Origin of the sequence: Allobrachymonas denitrificans DSM 15123 (assembly GCF_900110225.1) — a bacterium.
GTDB classification, from domain to species: Bacteria; Pseudomonadota; Gammaproteobacteria; order Burkholderiales; family Burkholderiaceae_C; genus Brachymonas; species Brachymonas denitrificans.
This window is the reverse complement of record NZ_FOCW01000001.1, coordinates 722,079-739,852: the sequence shown is the minus strand read 5'-3', so window position 1 is coordinate 739,852 and position 17,774 is coordinate 722,079. Positions and strand designations below refer to the sequence as shown.

Annotated in this window: 15 protein-coding genes; 10 read left to right on the top strand and 5 right to left on the bottom strand. The window is 63.6% G+C overall.

The features are described 5' to 3' along the window. Positions 1-2: 2 nt before the first annotated feature. Positions 3-1,970, top strand: coding sequence for a bifunctional metallophosphatase/5'-nucleotidase (locus BMW28_RS03360; RefSeq protein ID WP_234969960.1), 1,968 nt, complete (start codon positions 3-5; stop codon positions 1,968-1,970). Between the two features lie 170 nt (positions 1,971-2,140). Here BMW28_RS03360 and murJ read toward each other — a convergent pair whose 3' ends face one another. After that, a complete protein-coding gene (murJ, locus tag BMW28_RS03355) occupies positions 2,141-3,700 on the bottom strand; it encodes a murein biosynthesis integral membrane protein MurJ (RefSeq protein ID WP_091813824.1) in 1,560 nt (519 codons plus the stop codon). A 259-nt stretch (positions 3,701-3,959) separates the two neighbouring features. On the opposite strand from murJ, the gene rpsT reads away from it, so the two are divergent. Continuing rightward, on the top strand, positions 3,960-4,259 hold the full coding sequence (gene rpsT, locus BMW28_RS03350) for a 30S ribosomal protein S20 (protein ID WP_091813821.1): 300 nt from the start codon (positions 3,960-3,962) through the stop codon (positions 4,257-4,259). A gap of 116 nt (positions 4,260-4,375) precedes the next feature. Here rpsT and BMW28_RS03345 read toward each other — a convergent pair whose 3' ends face one another. Then, the gene (locus BMW28_RS03345; RefSeq protein ID WP_091813819.1) at positions 4,376-4,702 is read right to left on the bottom strand and encodes a DUF3579 domain-containing protein; all 327 of its coding nucleotides are present in this window, start codon (positions 4,700-4,702) and stop codon (positions 4,376-4,378) included. 300 nt (positions 4,703-5,002) lie between these two features. Here BMW28_RS03345 and BMW28_RS03340 point away from each other — a divergent pair, with 300 nt between their 5' ends. From BMW28_RS03340 to BMW28_RS03330, 3 genes are all read left to right on the top strand, one after another. After that, positions 5,003-6,199 (top strand): aspartate aminotransferase family protein, encoded by a 1,197-nt coding sequence (locus BMW28_RS03340; protein ID WP_091813816.1) that lies wholly within the window; start codon positions 5,003-5,005, stop codon positions 6,197-6,199. A gap of 77 nt (positions 6,200-6,276) precedes the next feature. Beyond that, complete coding sequence (gene argF / locus BMW28_RS03335) at positions 6,277-7,185, top strand: ornithine carbamoyltransferase (RefSeq protein WP_091813813.1); 909 nt, start codon at positions 6,277-6,279, stop codon at positions 7,183-7,185. A 22-nt stretch (positions 7,186-7,207) separates the two neighbouring features. Beyond that, the gene (locus tag BMW28_RS03330; RefSeq protein ID WP_091813810.1) at positions 7,208-7,519 is read left to right on the top strand and encodes a YkgJ family cysteine cluster protein; all 312 of its coding nucleotides are present in this window, start codon (positions 7,208-7,210) and stop codon (positions 7,517-7,519) included. A 106-nt stretch (positions 7,520-7,625) separates the two neighbouring features. Here BMW28_RS03330 and BMW28_RS03325 read toward each other — a convergent pair whose 3' ends face one another. Further along, positions 7,626-8,042 (bottom strand): COG4315 family predicted lipoprotein, encoded by a 417-nt coding sequence (locus BMW28_RS03325; protein ID WP_200785711.1) that lies wholly within the window; start codon positions 8,040-8,042, stop codon positions 7,626-7,628. Positions 8,043-8,135: 93 nt separating this feature from the next. Then, entirely contained in the window at positions 8,136-9,344 is a 1,209-nt protein-coding gene (locus BMW28_RS03320) for an FAD-dependent monooxygenase (RefSeq protein WP_091813807.1), read from the bottom strand. A gap of 174 nt (positions 9,345-9,518) precedes the next feature. On the opposite strand from BMW28_RS03320, the gene trhP reads away from it, so the two are divergent. The 5 genes from trhP to BMW28_RS03295 all read left to right on the top strand — a co-directional run bounded on the left by trhP (position 9,519) and on the right by BMW28_RS03295 (position 15,055). After that, positions 9,519-10,919 carry a prephenate-dependent tRNA uridine(34) hydroxylase TrhP gene (trhP, locus tag BMW28_RS03315; protein ID WP_091813805.1) on the top strand — a complete coding sequence of 467 codons (1,401 nt, stop codon included), beginning with the start codon at positions 9,519-9,521 and terminating at the stop codon, positions 10,917-10,919. 58 nt (positions 10,920-10,977) lie between these two features. Next, positions 10,978-12,147 carry a polysaccharide export protein gene (locus tag BMW28_RS03310; RefSeq protein WP_200785710.1) on the top strand — a complete coding sequence of 390 codons (1,170 nt, stop codon included), beginning with the start codon at positions 10,978-10,980 and terminating at the stop codon, positions 12,145-12,147. A gap of 5 nt (positions 12,148-12,152) precedes the next feature. Continuing rightward, the gene (locus BMW28_RS03305; protein ID WP_091813800.1) at positions 12,153-12,590 is read left to right on the top strand and encodes a low molecular weight protein-tyrosine-phosphatase; all 438 of its coding nucleotides are present in this window, start codon (positions 12,153-12,155) and stop codon (positions 12,588-12,590) included. A gap of 4 nt (positions 12,591-12,594) precedes the next feature. Next, positions 12,595-14,769 (top strand): polysaccharide biosynthesis tyrosine autokinase, encoded by a 2,175-nt coding sequence (locus tag BMW28_RS03300; protein WP_091813797.1) that lies wholly within the window; start codon positions 12,595-12,597, stop codon positions 14,767-14,769. Between the two features lie 88 nt (positions 14,770-14,857). Beyond that, complete coding sequence (locus BMW28_RS03295) at positions 14,858-15,055, top strand: hypothetical protein (protein ID WP_091815430.1); 198 nt, start codon at positions 14,858-14,860, stop codon at positions 15,053-15,055. Positions 15,056-15,161: 106 nt separating this feature from the next. Here BMW28_RS03295 and acnB read toward each other — a convergent pair whose 3' ends face one another. Further along, positions 15,162-17,753, bottom strand: a complete 2,592-nt coding sequence (gene acnB, locus BMW28_RS03290; RefSeq protein WP_091813794.1) for a bifunctional aconitate hydratase 2/2-methylisocitrate dehydratase — start codon at positions 17,751-17,753, stop codon at positions 15,162-15,164. Positions 17,754-17,774: the final 21 nt, after the last annotated feature.

The following is a 17,774-nucleotide window of genomic DNA, read 5'->3' as shown; positions in this document are numbered from 1 at the left end:
CCATGTACGCTACCCTTCCCCCGATGCGCCTGCTGGGCGGCGCGGCGCTGTGCGCGCTGGCCCTGGCCGGCTGTGGCGGTGACAGCGGCCCCGGCCCTGCCCCCGCTGCGCGCCCGCAGCCGATGGACCTGACCATCGCCCACATCAACGACAGCCACTCCAACCTCGACAGCAGCACGCGCACGCTGTCGCTGTTGCAGCCCAACGGGGTGCGCACCGATGTCGAAGTCGATGCCGGCGGCTTCCCGCGCGTCACTGCCGCCATCAAGGCCATCCGTGCCAGCAATGACAACGTGATCGCCCTGCACGCCGGCGATGCCCTCACCGGCACGCTGTACTTCAACCGCGCAGGCAGCCCTGGTGAAGCCGATGCTGCCCTGATGAACACGGTCTGCTTTGATGCCTTCACCCTCGGCAACCACGAGTTCGACAAGGGCGACAGCGGCCTCAAGACCTTCATCGACCTGCTCCATGCCGGCCAGTGCAAGACACCCGTGCTCTCGGCCAACGTGAAGTTCGGCGCCAGCTCTGCCCTCGCGCAACCCGGCACCAGGAACTATGTCCTGCCCTCCACCATCCTCAATCGCGGCGGCCACAAGATTGGCGTGGTCGGCCTGACCGTTGCCGGCAAGACCAAGGAATCCTCCAACCCCGATCCCGAGACCACCTTCGAGAACGAAGCCGTGGCCGCCCAGCGCGCCATTGACGAACTCAAGCAGAAGGGCGTGAACAAGATCGTGGTGCTCTCGCACATCGGCTACGAAGCCGACAAGGCGCTGATCGCCCAGCTGAGCGGCGTGGACGTGGTGGTAGGCGGCGATTCGCACACCCTCACTGGCCCGGCCAGCATGACAACCTACAAGGCCGGCACGCCCGCTGGCGACTACCCCGTGCTGCTGCCGAACAAGGACGGCAAGAACGCCTGTCTGGTCCAGGCCAACGAATACACCAAGGTGGTGGGCGAACTCAAGGTCAGCTTTGACGCAGCGGGCGACGTGACTGCCTGCTCCGGCACGCCGCACGTGACCGTTTCCCCCAACTACAAGCGCGTGCTGGTCGTGGACGACGCGGGCAAGCCGGTGCTCGATGGCAAGAACAACAAGACCTGGCGCACCGCCACCGCCGAGGACATCGCCAGCTTCAACCAGGACCTGACAGCGGCCGGCTTCCTGCGCCAGATCGAGCCGGATGCGCAGGCACTGCAGGTGCTGCAGCCCTTCAAGGACAAGGTCGATACCTTCAAGGCCCAGATCGTGGCCACGGCCCCGCAGGAAATCTGCTCCCGCCGCGTGCCCGGCGGCGTGGACAGCGCAGACTACTCCCGCTCCAGCGCCGAATGCAACGCCATCGGCGATGTCAGCCTGCATGGTGGCGACATCCAGCAGCTGGTGGCCCAGTCCTATCTGGATGTGGCCAACCAGGACTACGGCGGCGCCGACATGACGCTGCAAAGCGGCGGCGGCGTGCGCATCCCGCTCAAGGGCGATGTGACGGCTGCCAACGTGATCGAGGTACTGCCCTTCGGCAACATGCTGTGGCGCCTGGAGATCACCGGCGCTGAAGCCAAGGCCATGATCGAGGACGGTCTGGATGCCACCTTCAAGGCAGGTGGCTCCACCGGCCCCTACCCCTACACGGCCGGTCTGCGCTTTGACGTCGACCAGTTCGCCAGCAAGGGCAACCGCGCCAGCAATCTGCAGGTGTTCGACCAGGCCAGCAAGGCATGGGGACCGCTGGACGCGAACAAGACCTACAAGCTGTTCGTGCTGAGCTTCAACGCCACTGGCGGTGACGGCTACACCACCCTGGCCAGCATTCCCAAGGAGCGCCGTCTGGACATCGGCGTGCTGGATGCGGACGTGTTCCAGACCTGGATCGACCGCATTCCGGAAAAGGATGCCAACGGCCGCTCGGTGATCCGCAAGCTGCCGCTGGAGCTGTACAGCACGCAGTTCTTCAAGATGCCGTAACGCCCAAGACTGGCGGGCAATGCCGGTTCATTGCCCGCTGGTTGAGCCAGCCTTGCCATCGTGCGAGGAGAGAAAAAAGAACGGGCTGCCAGTCACATGGCAGCCCGTTTTCCCTGGGTCATCCTCCTCGGGTGACCTCGGCGGCTGGCAGTTGAGACTGCCGCAGCCATTCATCGCCGCAGCAACTGCCGCAGCTTGAATCCACCGAGCGCCAGCGCACCGAAGTACAGCACGCCAGCCCCGGCCACCACCGCCACAAACTGCCCGATGCGCCACAGCTTGCTGGACACTTCCACCCACTCCAGCCCATCCGCCCACAGCAGGAAGGCAAACATCAGCAGCGTGGCTGCCAGCACCTGCAGGGCAAACTTCGCCCAACCCGGCTCCGGACGGTAGCTGCCCCGGCGCAGCAGTCCCGCCAGCAGCATGCCGGCATTCACCATGGCCGCCAGCGCGATCGACAGCGACAGGCCGCCCACCGCCAGTCGCGGCACAAACACCAGGTTCATCAGCTGCGTGGCGATCAGCACGCCAATGGCAATCTTCACCGGCGTCTTGATGTCCTGACGTGCATAGTAGGCCGGCGCCAGCACCTTGATCGCCACCAGCCCCACCAGACCGGCGCCGTAGCCCATCAGCGCCAGCGTGGTCTGCTCCACATCCGCACTGCGGAACGCACCATAGTGGTACAGCACGCTCACCAGCGGCTTGGAAAACGCCAGCAGCGCCACCGCACACGGCACGGCCAGCAACACCACCAAGCGCAGCCCCCAGTCCAGCATCGACGAATACGCCTGCGCATCGCCCGAGGCCTTGGCACGCGCCAGTTGCGGCATCAGCACCACCCCCAGCGCCACACCCAGCATGGCGGTCGGAAACTCCATCAGGCGATCCGCATAGCTCAGCCAGCTCACGCTACCCGCCGCCAGGTGCGAGGCGATCTGCGTGTTGATCAGCAGCGAGATCTGCGCCACGCTCACGCCCAGAATGGCCGGCAGCATCAGCTTGGCAATGCGGCGCGTATGCGGATCGGCCAGCGCCTCACGCATGGCAGACACACTCATGCCGATGCGCGGGAACATGCCCAGCCGGTGCAGCGCCCACAGCTGCGTGCCCAGCTGCAGCACGCCACCCACCATCACGCCCATGCACAGTGCGTAGACGGGATGGATGCCCATGCGGCCGAACCAGGGTCCGCCCAGCCAGGCTGCGGCGATCATCGCAATGTTGAGCAGCACCGGCGTCGCCGCCGGCACCGCGTAACGCTTCCAGGTATTCAGCACTCCGGCAGCCAGCGCCACCAGCGACATGAAGCCGATATAGGGGAAGATCCAGCGCGTCATCACCACGGCGGCCTCGAAACCTTCCGGGTTCTTCTGCAGGCCGCTGGCCATCAGCCACACCAGCAGCGGCGCAAACAGCACGCCCAGCACGCAGAACACCACCAGCACCCAGAACAGCACCGTGGCCACACGGTCGATCATGCAGTGGGTGGCAGCGTCCCCCTCCTGCTCGCGCGCGGCGGCCAGCACCGGCACGAAGGCCTGGCTGAACGCACCCTCGGCAAACAGCCGGCGGAACAGGTTGGGAATGCGGAATGCCACGTTGAAGGCATCGGTGAAGGCGCTGGCACCAAAGGCCGAGGCGATCAGCAGTTCGCGGATCAGGCCGGTGATGCGGGAGGCCAGCGTCAGCAACGAGACGGTGGAGGCAGACTTGAACAGGCTCACGATGGAACGGGCAGGTGCGGCGCAGCGATGGGAGGATCATCGCCACAAAAAAGCGCCCCACGGGCGCGATCATGCGGTGAAAGCCTTGAGCCACCACCGCTTGCAAGAGGAACCTGAAGTGTAGCGCCCTGCACACGCATTGGGCAGTCCGGCACCTGTTGCAGTGCAATAAAAAGCGGGGGTTCGTGACAGCTCTGTCACACATCGCTATAATTTCGCGTTTTGCTGACAACATCCTTCAACACAAGGAATACTGAAAATGGCTTCTGGAAAACCCAAGAAAAAGAACCCGCGCCTGGCCTCCGGCCGCAAGCGCGCACGTCAAAACGTCAAGATCAACGCTGCCAACACGTCCCTGCGTTCCAAGTACCGCACCGCGGTGAAGAACGTCGAGAAGGCTGTCCTCGCCGGTGATACCGAGAAGGCCAAGGACCTGTTCGCCAAGATGCAATCCGTGGTGGATACCGTTGCCGACAAGGGCATCTTCCACAAGAACAAGGCTGCTCGCGACAAGAGCCGCCTGTCCGCCAAGGTCAAGGCCCTGGCCGCTGCCGCCTAAGAAACAGCAGCAAGCACGGAGCGGCCCCCGCTGCTCCGCCGTTTGTCTGGGTGCGCTGTCAGCAAGCAAAAAAGAACCGCCTTCGGGCGGTTTTTTCATGGGCGTTAAAAAACCGCTCAGGAAAGCGGCTTGGCGTCTGGCATCAGGCAGGCATCGACAATCTGAAGGTCGTTGTCGCGGGCAAAGTTCATCACGAAATCCCAGGCCTGCGGTTCGGCTTCCTGCATGTCGCGGTGCACGATCACGCATTTGACGCCGGCCACGTTGTTGGGCGTGCACCAGGGCGAGTAACGCAGGTGTCCACCCAGGCGCGGCGGATCGCCATCCGGCCGGAACTGGCTCATCACGCCGGCCAGGCGCTCGGCCCAGTCGCTCGGACGAAAACGGCGCCCTTCCGAGGTCTGGCCGATGATGAACACTTCTTGCGAATTGGTGGATGCCATGGCAAGTGAAAGCAGGTACCGCACACAGCAGGGGATCGCCCTGTTGTCACGAAATTGTCAAAAGTGCGATTTTACCCCATGGGGTCTTTTTCCACAGTGTGATTAACCCCAAGCGGCCACGGTCAACGGCGTCGCATGGAGCGCAGGACACGCGGCCATGTTGTGCTGCAGCAAATAGGGAATTTCGCATGCACGGCGTTCTGGCTGTTCTACAATGTTTTTTTGGGGCGGCGCGGTAGCCGCCCTGCTTCCTGCCTTCTGCACGCGGGTGCGGAGGGCTTTCTGTTTCTGGAGCCCAGCATGTCTGCACCGATTGCCGCCGCATCCCCCCACGTCATGAACACTTACGGCCGCCTGCCGATCGCGATGTCGCATGGCCGAGGCAGCCGCGTGTGGGACGTGAACGGCAAGGAGTACCTGGACGGTCTGGGCGGCATTGCCGTCAACACCCTGGGCCACGCGCACCCCAAGCTGGTCGCCGCCCTGCAGGAACAGGTGGGCCAGATGATCCACTGCTCCAACTACTACCACGTGCCCGGCCAGGAAGTGCTGGCTGCCAAGCTGGTCGAGATCACCGGCATGCAGAACGTGTTCTTCTGCAACTCCGGTCTGGAAGCCAACGAGGCCGCGCTCAAGATCGCGCGCAAGTTCGGCCATGACAAGGGCATCGCCAAGGCCGAAGTGGTGGTGTTCGAGAACGCCTTCCACGGCCGCTCCATCGCTACCCTGAGTGCCACCGGCAACCCCAAGATCCACGCCGGCTTCGAGCCGCTGGTGCCCGGCTTCATCCGCGTGCCGCGCAATGACATGGAGGCGCTGCGCCGCGCCACCGACGGCAACCCCAACATCACCGCCGTGCTGCTCGAGCCGATCCAGGGCGAAGGCGGCATCCACGAATACCACGCCGACTTCCTGCAGCAGTTGCGCGCCCTGTGCGACGAACGCGACTGGCTGCTGATGCTCGACGAGATCCAGTGCGGCCTGGGCCGTACCGGCAAGTGGTTTGCCCACCAGTGGGCCGGCATCCAGCCCGATGTGATGAGCCTGGCCAAGGGCCTGGGTTCCGGCGTGCCGATCGGCGCGCTCGTAGCCGGTCCGCGTGCGGCCGATGTGCTGCAGCCGGGCAATCACGGCACCACCTTTGGCGGCAATCCGCTGGCCATGCGTGCCGGTATCGAGACCATCCGCATCATGGAAGAAGAGCAGCTGCTCGAGAACGCCGCCCAGGTTGGTCAGCACCTCAAGCAGGCGCTGGAACAGGCCTTTGCCGGCATCGAAGGCGTGAAGGAAGTGCGCGGCCACGGCCTGATGCTGGGCGTGGAGCTCAGCAAGCCCTGCGGCGCCCTGCTGGAGCAGGCAGCCGAACGCGGCCTGCTGTTCAGCGTCACCGCCGACCGCGTGATCCGTCTGGTGCCGCCGCTCACGCTCACGCGCGCAGAAGCCGACGAAATCGTCGCCATCCTGGCTCCGCTGGTCAAGGAATTCCTGGCAGCCTGAAGCAGTGGCTGCCACTGCCCGCTTGCGGGCAAGCGTGGCAGCCGGCCCTCTTACCTGAATCCTCCGGGGATCGCCCCATGAAACACTACCTGCAATTCACCGACCTCAGCGCTGCCGAGTACACCTACCTGATCGACCGCGCAGGCTACATCAAGCGCAAGTTCAAGGCCTACGAAAAGCACCAGACCCTGGCCGACCGCACCCTGGCCATGATCTTCGAGAAAGCCAGCACGCGCACGCGCGTCAGCTTCGAGGCCGGCATGTACCAGTTGGGCGGCAGCGTGGTGCACCTCACCACCGGCGACAGCCAGCTCGGCCGCGCCGAACCGATCGAGGACTCCGCCCGCGTCATCAGCCGCATGGTCGACCTGGTGATGATCCGCACCTTCGAGCAGACCAAGCTGGAACGCTTTGCCGAATTCTCCCGCGTGCCGGTCATCAACGGCCTGACCAACGAATACCACCCCTGCCAGATCCTGGCCGACATCTTCACCTTCATCGAGCATCGTGGCTCGATCCAGGGCAAGGTGGTGGCCTGGGTGGGTGACGGCAACAACATGGCCAACACCTGGCTGCAGGCGGCCAAGCTGCTGGGCTTCACCGTGCATGTCAGCGCGCCGAGCGGCTACGAGATCAACAGCGACATCCCCGGCGTGGAACTGGGCGATCACGTCAAGTTCTTCAAGGATCCTCATGAAGCCTGTTCCGGCGCCGATCTGGTCACCACCGACGTGTGGACCAGCATGGGCTACGAAGCCGAGAACGAAGCCCGTCGTGCCGCCTTCGCCAACTGGTGCGTGGACTGCGAGATGATGGCGCTGGCCAAGCCGGATGCCCTGTTCATGCACTGCCTGCCCGCACACCGTGGAGAGGAAGTCACCGGCGAGGTGATCGACGGCCCGCAATCCGTGGTGTGGGACGAGGCCGAGAACCGCATGCATGTGCAGAAGGCGCTCATGGAGTACCTGCTGCTGGACCGCCAGTAAGCACCCTCCTCACACGCCTGCCATGGCCGGACCCTGCCAGACCTGCGGCGCCTGTTGCGCCGCTTTTCGCGTGGATTTTTCCATGCACGAACTGCAATCCGAAGACGGCATCGTGCCCGACGGATTGGCACTGCCGCTGACAGCCAGCCTCAGCCGCATGCGCGGCACCGACCACCAGCCGCCGCGCTGTGCTGCGCTGTGCGGACAGGTTGGCCAGCAGGTGGCCTGCGGCATCTACGAATGGCGCCCCAACCCGTGTCGTGAACTGGAAGCGGGCAGCGACGGCTGCAACCGTGCGCGGCTGCGTCACGGCCTGCCTGTGCTGGACGAATAGCGCCTCCAGCAGCAGGAACCAATGCCCCACCGCCTGGAGTTACTCTCTATAAGGCACGATGCCTACTCGAAGGCACTCCTGGTAGCGGAGACAGGCGCGCTGGAGTTTATCGCTGCTTGGGCGCGATCCGGAACACGTGCCAGGTACCGTTCACATTGTCCCCCGTGGTATCGCCCGGGCGCACGTCCTTGCTCCAGAAATACAGCGGCTTGCCGACCAGGGCCCACTGTTTGCGGCCATCGGCACGCGTCAGCACGCTGAAATCGCCGCGGCCCACATCGCTGCTGCCGGCCAGCAGTGGCGGCCAGTTCACGGCGCACTGGTCATTGCAGTTGGACTGGTTCACGCCGTCCTTGTCAAAGGTGTAGAGCGTCATGCGGTTGGCAGTGCCGACCATGATGCCGCCGGCGTTCACCGCGGGCGGCATGTCGCTGGCGCTGGGAGCGTTGCTGCTGGTGCTGGCACAACCGGCCAGAAAAACGGCTGCGGCGGCGGTAGTCATCAGGGCCGTGGACTTGATCATGCTTCTCTCCTTCGATGCGATGTCGGTACAAGGGAAAGTCCATCATACAGGCGTGCCTGCGCAGGCAAGTAGGACGAGCGCCCGACAGCCCTCCTACACCACCGATTGCCCATACAGCCACGGCACATCCAGCAGCCGCTCCCCCAGCACACGCATGCCCAGATCACGGCCCCAGCGCATCATGCCGGTGCTGTGGAAGATGTTGCCATTGCGGATGCTGCGCAGCTGCACACGCGCGCAGCGCTGCCAGCGGCGCTCCGCGTAGCGGTAAAGGGCTTTTTCCCCGATGCCATCCGCCTGCATGCACTGGGCCAGCACGGCTGCATCTTCCAGCGCCATGCCGGCCCCCTGGGCCATGAAGGGCCGCATCGGATGCGCCGCATCCCCCAGCAGCGCCACCCTGCCCTGCGCCATCTCGGCAGCCGAGCGCACTGGCGGACGGTCGCACAGCGGCCACAGCCGCCAGTGTTCGATGGCTTCCGCCATGCCGATCACCGGCGCGGCAGTACCGGCCAGCGCGGCACGCAAATGGCCGGCATTGGCCGCATGGTCCCAGTTCTGCAGGTCGTCCGGACGCGACCCCTGCACCAGCGCCACCACGTTCATGTGGCTGCCACCGCGCACGGGGTACTGCACCATGTGCATGCGATCGCCCAGCCAGGCCGTCACCTGGCGGCTGCGCAGCGCAGGCGGCAGACTGTCCTGCCGCACCAGAGCGCGATACGCCAGAATGCCGCTGTAACGCGGAGCTGCTTCGCCCGGCAGCATCTGCCTGCGCACCTGACTCCACAGCCCATCGGCGCCGATCAGCACCTGTGCCCGCACGGACTCGGAAGTTGTCGGCCCTGCCATGGGGCCGGCCGCCAGATCCACGGACAGCCCGCCCTGCTCCAGACGTTTCCAGCCCTGCACCTGGCGCTGCAGCAGCGGCTGCACGGCATATTGCTGCTGCACCTGCTGCAGCAACAACTGGTGCAGGTCGGCGCGGTGGACGGTCGCGTAAGGCGCTCCGTAGCGCAGCGCAAAACGGGCATCGAAGTGCAGCGTGCCCAGCGTATTGCCATTGGCCGCATCACGCACACGCAGCAACTGCGGAAACGACGCAATGCGCTGCAGGCCGTCACCCAGCCCCCAGCTCTTGAGCACCCGCACCACGTTGGGACCGAGCTGAATCCCTGCCCCCACTTCCGCCCAGGCATCGGCCTGCTCCACCACAGTCACATGGGCGCCATTGCGTGCCAAGGCCAAGGCTGCAGCCAAGCCGCCGATGCCGCCCCCGGCAATCAGAATCGGTGTATCCATCCTGCGATTGTCTCGCCAAATTGCCGCCAAGCCGCATCAAGGCAGTGCGCATGCAAGCGCTTGTTGACCTGACGCAATGCCGGATTCTGGCCGGCACCCTGTTCCTTTGCCGCCAAAAGCCGGAAAATAGCAGGTTCCACGCATTTTCCGACGGCCCTGCAAGTCGTCCCAGCCATGACCACCACCCTCAAAGCCCCCGAGCTGCTGCTGCCTGCCGGCAGCCTCGACAAGATGCGCGCCGCCTACGATTACGGCGCCGATGCCGTCTATGCCGGTCAGCCGCGCTACAGCCTGCGTGCGCGCAACAACGAATTCCGCCTGGAACAGCTGCAACAAGGCATTGCCGAAGCCCACGCGCGTGGCAAGAAACTGTTCGTCACCAGCAACCTGCTGCCGCACAACGACAAGGTACGCACCTACATGCGCGACATCGAGCCGGTGATTGCCTTGCAGCCCGATGCCCTGATCATGGCCGACCCCGGACTGATCATGATGGTGCGCGAGAAATGGCCGGAGATGCCGATCCACCTGTCGGTACAGGCCAATACCGTCAACTACGCCGCCGTCAAGTTCTGGCAGCGCATGGGCGTGGCGCGCATCATCCTGTCGCGCGAACTCAGCCTGGACGAGATCGAGCGCATCCGCCAGGAATGTCCGGACATGGAGCTCGAGGTATTCGTGCACGGCGCCCTGTGCATTGCCTACAGCGGCCGCTGCCTGCTGAGCGGCTACTTCAACCGGCGCGATCCCAACCAAGGCACCTGCACCAACGCCTGCCGCTGGAACTACGCCACGCACGACGCCGACATCGATGCCAATACCGGCGATGCCATCGGCACGAAGATGGACCAGGATTTCAGCTTCGAATCCGAACGCGAGCAGGCCGAAAAGGCCTTTGCCGCCACCAGCCGCGAACAGGCGGCCACCGGCGATGGCAAGCGCCATCCGCTGGCCGACAAGGTCTACCTGATCGAAGAGATCGGTCGCCCCGGTGAACTGATGCCGATCATGGAAGACGAGCACGGCACCTACATCATGAACAGCAAGGACCTGCGTGCCGTCGAATATGTCGAGCGCCTGACGCAGATCGGCATCGACTCGCTCAAGATCGAAGGCCGCACCAAGTCGCTCTACTACGTCAGCCGCACCGCCCAGATCTATCGCCGCGCGATCGACGATGCCGTCGCGGGTCGGCCGTTCAATCCGGAACTGATCACCGAGCTGGAAGGCCTGAGCAACCGTGGCTACACGGCAGGCTTTCTGGAGCGCCGCCCGGCCAACCACTACCAGAACTACGAAACCGGCAGCTCGCAAACCCAGCGCAGCCAGTTCGTCGGCGAAGTCAGCAAGACCGAAGCGCGCCACGGCTGGCTGCAGGTCGAGGTCAAGAACCGCTTCGCCGTCGGCGACCGGCTCGAACTCATCCACCCCTCCGGCAACCAGATCATCACGCTGCAATCCATGCAGAACGCCGACGGCCTGGACATCCAGATTGCCAACGGCAGCCCGCTCAAGGTCTGGCTGCCGCTGGAGGCACGTTACCAGGGAGCGCTGCTGGCGCGCCTGACCCAGTAAGCACTGGATACAATTCGTACTTGTCCGCAAGGTCTCTAGCCACAGCCCAATGTTTACCATGACCCCACGTTTGATCCCCACCGCCCTGCTAGCCTTGGCTGTCACCCTGACAGGCTGTGCCGTTCCCGGCGTGCAGCTCAAGACTTCCGGCAAGCAGATCACGCAGCCCCACGATGCTGCCACCTTCGACATCAACCAGCATGTCGAAATTTTCCCGATCACGCCCGCCCTGTTGGGAACGCTCCACCAGCCGGAAGTGATGCCGCGCGCCAATCCGGGTCTGGCCTCCAGCCTGCAATCCTATGAATACCGCGTCGGCCCGGGTGATGTGCTGAATATCGTGGTCTGGGGCCATCCGGAAATCAACCGTGCCGTAGGCCAATCCCCCATGACCAACGCCACCTCGCTGATGGGTGGTCTGGATGGCCAGCAGCAGAATACCTCCAGCGGCACCGTGGTGGATGCCCAAGGCTACATCTTCTACCCCTATGCCGGCCGTGTCCGCGTGGCAGGCCAGTCGGCCTCGCAGATCCGCGCCATGCTGACGGGTCGGCTCGGCCGCTACCTGCGCTACCCGCAAGTGGACGTTACCATCGCCTCCTACCAGCACAAGAAGGTGCAGGTGACCGGTGCCGTCGAGCGCCCGTCCCAGCTCGCCATCACCAACGTGCCGATGACAGTGCTGAACGCCGTCAACCTGGCCGGTGGCCTGGCCGACAATGCCGATGCCACGCGTGCCATGCTGACACGCAACGGCCAGACGCGCACGATCTCGCTGTACGACATCATGCAGCATGGCGACATGAGCCAGAACGTGCTGCTCGGCCCCAACGACGTCCTCTTCATTCCCACCAATGAAAAGCGCCGTGTGCACGTGATGGGTGAGGTGACCCAGCAAAGCACGCTGGCGATTCCGCCCAGCGGCTTGTCCCTGACATCGGCCCTCGGCGAAGCCAAGGGCATCAGCCAGACCCTGGCCGATGCGCGTGGCGTGTTCGTGATTCGCCCGCGCGATCCGGCCAGCACCCACAAGATCGCCGACATCTACCAGCTCAACCTGAAGGATGCCTCGGCCTTTGCCATGGGCACCCGCTTCCAGCTGCAGCCGGAAGACATTGTGTTCGTGACGCTGGCACCGGTGGGTCGCTGGAACCGTGTCGTGAGCCAGGTGATCCCGTCGTTGACCACGTTCGGCCTGCTGGCGAACGCATTCAACCTGGGAGACTAAGCCACATGTTCAACAAGATCCTGGTGGTCTGCGTCGGCAATATCTGCCGTTCTCCCGCTGCAGAAGCCAAGTTGCGTCAACTGGCACCGGCGTCAGTACAGATCGCCTCGGCCGGCATCCAGGCCCTGGTCGATCACCCGGCCGACCCGCAGGCACAGGAAGAAGCCCGCAAGGACGGGCTGGACCTGTCTGCCCACCGTGCCCGCCAGCTGACCGATGCCATGTGCCAGGCCCACGACCTGATCCTGGTGATGGAAGAGCGCCATATCGAGAGTGTCTGTCAGATCAGCCCCAGCGCACGCGGCAAGGTCATGCTGCTGGGTCGCTGGAGCAACCAGCAGGAGGTGGCTGACCCCTATCGCAAGGAGGCCAGCCACTTCACCACCGCTCACCAACTGATTTCCGCCTTTTCCGACCAGTGGAAAAGCAAGATGAACTGGTAACTTCATGCAAAACAACAACACACGCGCAGCAGCTTCTTCCCGTCCTGTCCAGACCAATGACGATGAAATCGATCTGGGCCGGCTGTTCAATGTCCTGCTGATCAACAAGACCTGGATTGCCCTGAGCCTGTTGGCCGGACTGGTGCTGGGAGCCTTGTACGCCCTGTCGTCCACCCCGGTCTACCAGGCCAACGCCCTGCTGCAAATCGAATCCAAGGACAAGAACCAGATCCTGGGTGAACTGAGCGCCCTGACGGGCAACGACTCCGGCGATGCCGCCACCGAAATCCAGATCATCCGTTCCCGCATGGTGCTGGGCGCAACCGTGGACCAGTTGGCCCTGACTGCCAAGCCCGAATACGTGCGCCCGCCCTTCTACACCCGCTTCATGGCCGACAAGCGCACGGTGGAACCGGAGTTGGTGATCAGCAACATGGTGGTTCCGGCCAGTCTGCTGGGTGAAACCTTCACCTTTACCTTCCAGGGCGGCAACAAGTTCCAGATCACCACGCCGGACGACAAGCAGCATGACGCAACGGCAGGCAGCGTCTTTACCTCGGCAGAAGGCATCACCGTCCATGTCAGCAGGTTCAACGGCCTTCCTGGCGACAGCTTCGAGGTCACGCCGGTGTCCCGCCAGTCGGCCATCACGCGCCTGTCACGAGACCTGGGCGTGCAGGAGAACGGCAAGAAAACCAACATCATGGGCATGAGCCTGAATGATACGGACGCCAAGGCTGCCGAGAAGACGCTCAACACCGTGATCGACTTCTACGTGAATCAGAACAAGGAATACGACGCCCAGGTGGCAGGCTCCAGCCTCGCGTTCATCGAGCAACAACTGCCGGAAATCCGCCAAAAGCTGGAAGCGGCGGAAGACGCGCTCAACGCCTTCCGCAACCGCAACGCCACCGTGGATATCGCCATCGAATCCCAGGGTGTGGTGCAAAGCCTGAACCAGATCGAGATGCAACTCACCGATCTGAAAATCAAGGAAAGCGAAGTTTCCCAGCTCTACACGCCGGACCACCCGGTCTACAAGGCCATTGCCGAGAAAAAACAGGTGCTGGAAAACGCCCGCAAGCAACTGCTGGGCAAGATCGGCAACCTGCCCAAGACCCAGCAGGAAGTGATTCGTCTGAGCCGCGACGTGCAGATCCAGCAGGCGATCTACCAGCAGCTGCTGACCAAGCAGCAGGAGCTGGGTATCAACCAGGCCAGCAAGCTGGGCAATATCCGCGTGATCGATCGTGCCTTGACCCTGGAAGAGCCGATCAAGCCGCAGAAAAAACTGATCGTGCTGGCCAGCACGCTGGGGGCAGGTCTGCTGGCTTCGCTGTTTTTCATCCTGCGCTCGCTGTTCCGTCGTGGTATCGAGGAAGCCGGCCAGCTGGAGGAAATCGGCGTTCCGGTGCTGTCGTCGGTGCCGCTGTCCACCGTACAACGCAAGCGCGACACGGTTTTGAAACACCTCAAGCGTCGTGACAAAAACGTGCGCTCCAACTTCCTGCTGGCCTCCAACCAGCCGGATGACGTGGCCGTGGAAGCGCTGCGCTCCCTGCGTACCGCGTTGTACTTCAACCTGATGGAAGCGCGCAACAACGTGCTGATGATCACGGGTGCCACCCCTGCCGTGGGCAAGACCTTTGTCAGCGCCAACCTGGCCACCGTGATGGCGCAGTCCAACAAGAAGGTCCTGCTGATCGATGCCGACCTGCGCACGGGCTATGTCCACGAGCTGCTCAACCTCACCCTGGGTCAGGGCCTGGCGGAATTCCTGGCAACTCCCGGTCTGCCTGCCCCGATCCAGTCCACCTTGGTGTCCGGGCTCGACTTCATGTCACGCGGAACACCCCAGAAGGACAATCCGGCCGAACTGCTGTCCAGCCCGCGTCTGGCCGAACTGCTGGAACAGGCTTCCCGCACCTACGACTTCGTGATTGTCGACTCGCCGCCGGTCCTTGCCGTCGCCGATGCCAACATCATTGGTCAGCATGCCGGCACCACCCTGATGGTGACCCGTTTTGAGCAAACCTCGGTGAAGGACGTGGAAGCCAGCCTGGACCGCCTGCGCAACAACCAGATTACCGTCTCCGGTGCGGTGCTCAACGGCATCGAGCGCTCGGCTTCCAACTACCACGCGTACGACAGCTACGTCAGCTACGCCAAAAAAGACTGATCCCGCAAGTTGCCACGGCAAGCCTGCACCCTCCTGACCGGAGGTGCAGGCTTTTTCCTGCTCCCCTGCGCGTATCATGGACAAGCATATGAAACCCTCTCCCAACCCCTCCAAGACCGCCTTCTGGATCGGCAACGCCCTGCTGGCAGTGGCACTGTTGATGCTGTTCTACATGAATCCGCTGGCCGAGCGTTTCGGCATGCTGGCCTTTGTCGGCTGGGCCATCGTCGCAGCGCTGGGCGTGTACCTGGTGGTCAAGGACCGGCACGAGGAGCCGCCGCTGTAAACCGGCGAGAAAGACCCACGAACCCATGAAAAAACGGCCCGCAGGGGCCGTTTTCTCGTTTCCGGGTACCCGTCACCGGGTACCCAGACCGTCAGCGCAGCAGCATTCAGACGTTCACGCCCTTGGCCACTTCTGCATACTCCTCGATCTGGTCGAAGTTCATGTAGCGGTACACGCTGGCCTTGTCGGCATCGATGATGCCCATTTCGGCACGGTACTCTTCCACCGTCGGGATGCGACCCAGCTTGGAGCAGATGGCAGCCAGCTCCGCACTGCCCAGGTACACATTGGTGTTCTTGCCCAGACGGTTCGGGAAGTTGCGGGTGGAGGTGGACATCACCGTAGCGCCTTCACGCACCTGTGCCTGGTTACCCATGCACAGCGAGCAGCCCGGCATTTCGGTGCGCGCACCAGCCGTGCCGAAGGCGGCGTAGTGGCCTTCCTTCATCAGCTCGTCCTGGTCCATCTTGGTCGGCGGTGCCACCCACAGCTTGACCGGGATATCGCGCTTGCCGCCCAGCAGCTTGGCTGCGGCGCGGAAGTGGCCGATGTTGGTCATGCAGGAGCCGATGAAGGCTTCGTCGATCTGGGTGCCAGACACTTCGGACATGAACTTGGCATCATCCGGGTCGTTCGGGCAGCAGACGATGGGTTCCTTGATGTCGGCCAGATCGATCTCGATCACGGCGGCGTACTCGGCATCGGCGTCGGCCTCCAGCAGCTGCGGGTTGGCCAGCCACTGCTCGACCTTCTCGATGCGGCGGGCCAGCGTCTTCGCGTCTTCGTAACCGTCGGCGATCATGTTCTTCATCAGCACGACGTTGGAGTTCAGGTACTCGATGACGGGTTCCTTGTTCAGCTTGATCGTGCAGCCGGCAGCGGAACGCTCGGCGGAGGCATCGGACAGTTCGAACGCCTGCTCCACCTTCAGGTCCGGCAGACCCTCGATTTCCAGCACGCGGCCGGAGAAGATGTTCTTCTTGCCAGCCTTCTCGACCGTCAGCAGACCGGCCTTGATGGCGTACAGCGGGATCGCATGCACCAGGTCACGCAGGGTCACGCCAGGCTGCATCTCGCCCTTGAAGCGCACCAGCACGGATTCGGGCATGTCCAGCGGCATCACGCCGGTGGCAGCACCGAATGCCACCAGACCAGAGCCAGCCGGGAAGCTGATACCGATCGGAAAGCGGGTGTGGCTGTCGCCGCCGGTACCCACGGTATCGGGCAGCAGCAGACGGTTCAGCCAGCTGTGGATCACGCCATCGCCCGGACGCAGGGCCACGCCGCCGCGGTTGCTGATGAAGGCGGGCAGCTCGCGGTGCATCTTGGCATCGACGGGCTTCGGATAGGCAGCGGTGTGGCAGAAGGACTGCATCACCATGTCGGCACTGAAGCCCAGGCAGGCCAGATCCTTCAGCTCGTCGCGCGTCATCGGGCCGGTGGTGTCCTGGCTGCCGACGGTGGTCATCTTGGGTTCGCAGTAGGTGCCCGGACGGATGCCCTGGCCTTCCGGCAGGCCGCAGGCACGACCGACCATCTTCTGGGCCAGCGTGAAGCCCTTGCCGGAATCGACCGGGGACTTGGGCAGACGGAACACGGTAGAGGCCGGCAGACCCAGCTCTTCACGCGCCTTGGCCGTCAGGCTGCGGCCGATGATCAGGTTGATACGGCCACCGGCACGCACTTCGTCCAGCAGCACATCGCTCTTCAGGGCGAAGTCGGCAATCTTCTGGCCGTTCTTCTCGATCTTGCCGTCATAGGGATAGACATCCAGCACGTCGCCCATTTCCATCTGGGTCACATCGACCTCGATCGGCAGGGAGCCGGAGTCTTCCTGGGTGTTGAAGAAGATCGGGGCAATCTTGCCGCCCAGCGTCACGCCACCGAAGCGCTTGTTCGGCACGAAGGGAATGTCTTCACCGGTAGCCCAGATCACGGAGTTGGTTGCGGACTTGCGGCTGGAACCGGTACCCACCACGTCACCCACGTAGGCCACGATGTTGCCTTTCTGCTTCAGGTCCTCGATGAACTGCATCGGGCCGCGCTTGCCGTCTTCCTCGGGCTTGAAGGCCGCGTCAGGACGGGTGTTCTTTAGCATCGCCAGATAGTGCAGCGGAATGTCGGGACGGCTCCAGGCATCGGGAGCGGGCGACAGGTCGTCGGTGTTGGTCTCGCCGGGCACCTTGAACACGGTCACGGTGATCTTCTGGGCCACTTCGGGACGGCTGGTGAACCATTCGGCATCAGCCCAGCTTTGCAGCACTTCCTGGGCCTTGGCATTGCCGGCCTTGGCCTTGACCGCCACATCGTTGAAGAAATCGAACATCAGCAGGGTCTTCTTCAGACCCTCGGCGGCGATATCGGCCACTTCGGCGTCATCCAGCAGCTCAATCAGCGGATGGACGTTGTAGCCACCCACCATGGTGCCCAGCAGCTCGGTCGCCTTGGCCTTGCTGACCAGGCCGACCTGGATGTCGCCATGCGCCACGGCAGCCAGGAAGCTGGCCTTGACCTTGGCGGCATCATCCACGCCCGGCGGCACACGGTGGGTCAGGAGATCCACCAGGAAAGCTTCCTCGCCTGCCGGCGGGTTCTTGATCAGCTCGATCAGCTCGGACGTCTGCTTGGCGTCCAGTGCCAGCGGGGGAATGCCGAGTGCGGCGCGCTCGGCCACATGGTCACGGTAGGCTTTCAACATGGTGGTTCTCCTGAGGTTGGT

Excerpts from the sequence above, each read along its gene's own strand:
- BMW28_RS03360 (WP_234969960.1), top strand. The coding sequence starts at position 3 with ATGTACGCTACCCTTCCCCCGATGCGCCTGCTGGGCGGCGCGGCGCTG.
- rpsT (WP_091813821.1), top strand. The coding sequence starts at position 3,960 with ATGGCTTCTGGAAAACCCAAGAAAAAGAACCCGCGCCTGGCCTCCGGC.
- BMW28_RS03345 (WP_091813819.1), bottom strand. The coding sequence starts at position 4,702 with ATGGCATCCACCAATTCGCAAGAAGTGTTCATCATCGGCCAGACCTCG.
- BMW28_RS03340 (WP_091813816.1), top strand. The coding sequence starts at position 5,003 with ATGTCTGCACCGATTGCCGCCGCATCCCCCCACGTCATGAACACTTAC.
- argF (WP_091813813.1), top strand. The coding sequence starts at position 6,277 with ATGAAACACTACCTGCAATTCACCGACCTCAGCGCTGCCGAGTACACC.
- BMW28_RS03330 (WP_091813810.1), top strand. The coding sequence starts at position 7,208 with ATGGCCGGACCCTGCCAGACCTGCGGCGCCTGTTGCGCCGCTTTTCGC.
- BMW28_RS03325 (WP_200785711.1), bottom strand. The coding sequence starts at position 8,042 with ATGATCAAGTCCACGGCCCTGATGACTACCGCCGCCGCAGCCGTTTTT.
- BMW28_RS03320 (WP_091813807.1), bottom strand. The coding sequence starts at position 9,344 with ATGGATACACCGATTCTGATTGCCGGGGGCGGCATCGGCGGCTTGGCT.
- trhP (WP_091813805.1), top strand. The coding sequence starts at position 9,519 with ATGACCACCACCCTCAAAGCCCCCGAGCTGCTGCTGCCTGCCGGCAGC.
- BMW28_RS03310 (WP_200785710.1), top strand. The coding sequence starts at position 10,978 with ATGACCCCACGTTTGATCCCCACCGCCCTGCTAGCCTTGGCTGTCACC.
- BMW28_RS03305 (WP_091813800.1), top strand. The coding sequence starts at position 12,153 with ATGTTCAACAAGATCCTGGTGGTCTGCGTCGGCAATATCTGCCGTTCT.
- BMW28_RS03300 (WP_091813797.1), top strand. The coding sequence starts at position 12,595 with ATGCAAAACAACAACACACGCGCAGCAGCTTCTTCCCGTCCTGTCCAG.
- BMW28_RS03295 (WP_091815430.1), top strand. The coding sequence starts at position 14,858 with ATGAAACCCTCTCCCAACCCCTCCAAGACCGCCTTCTGGATCGGCAAC.
- acnB (WP_091813794.1), bottom strand. The coding sequence starts at position 17,753 with ATGTTGAAAGCCTACCGTGACCATGTGGCCGAGCGCGCCGCACTCGGC.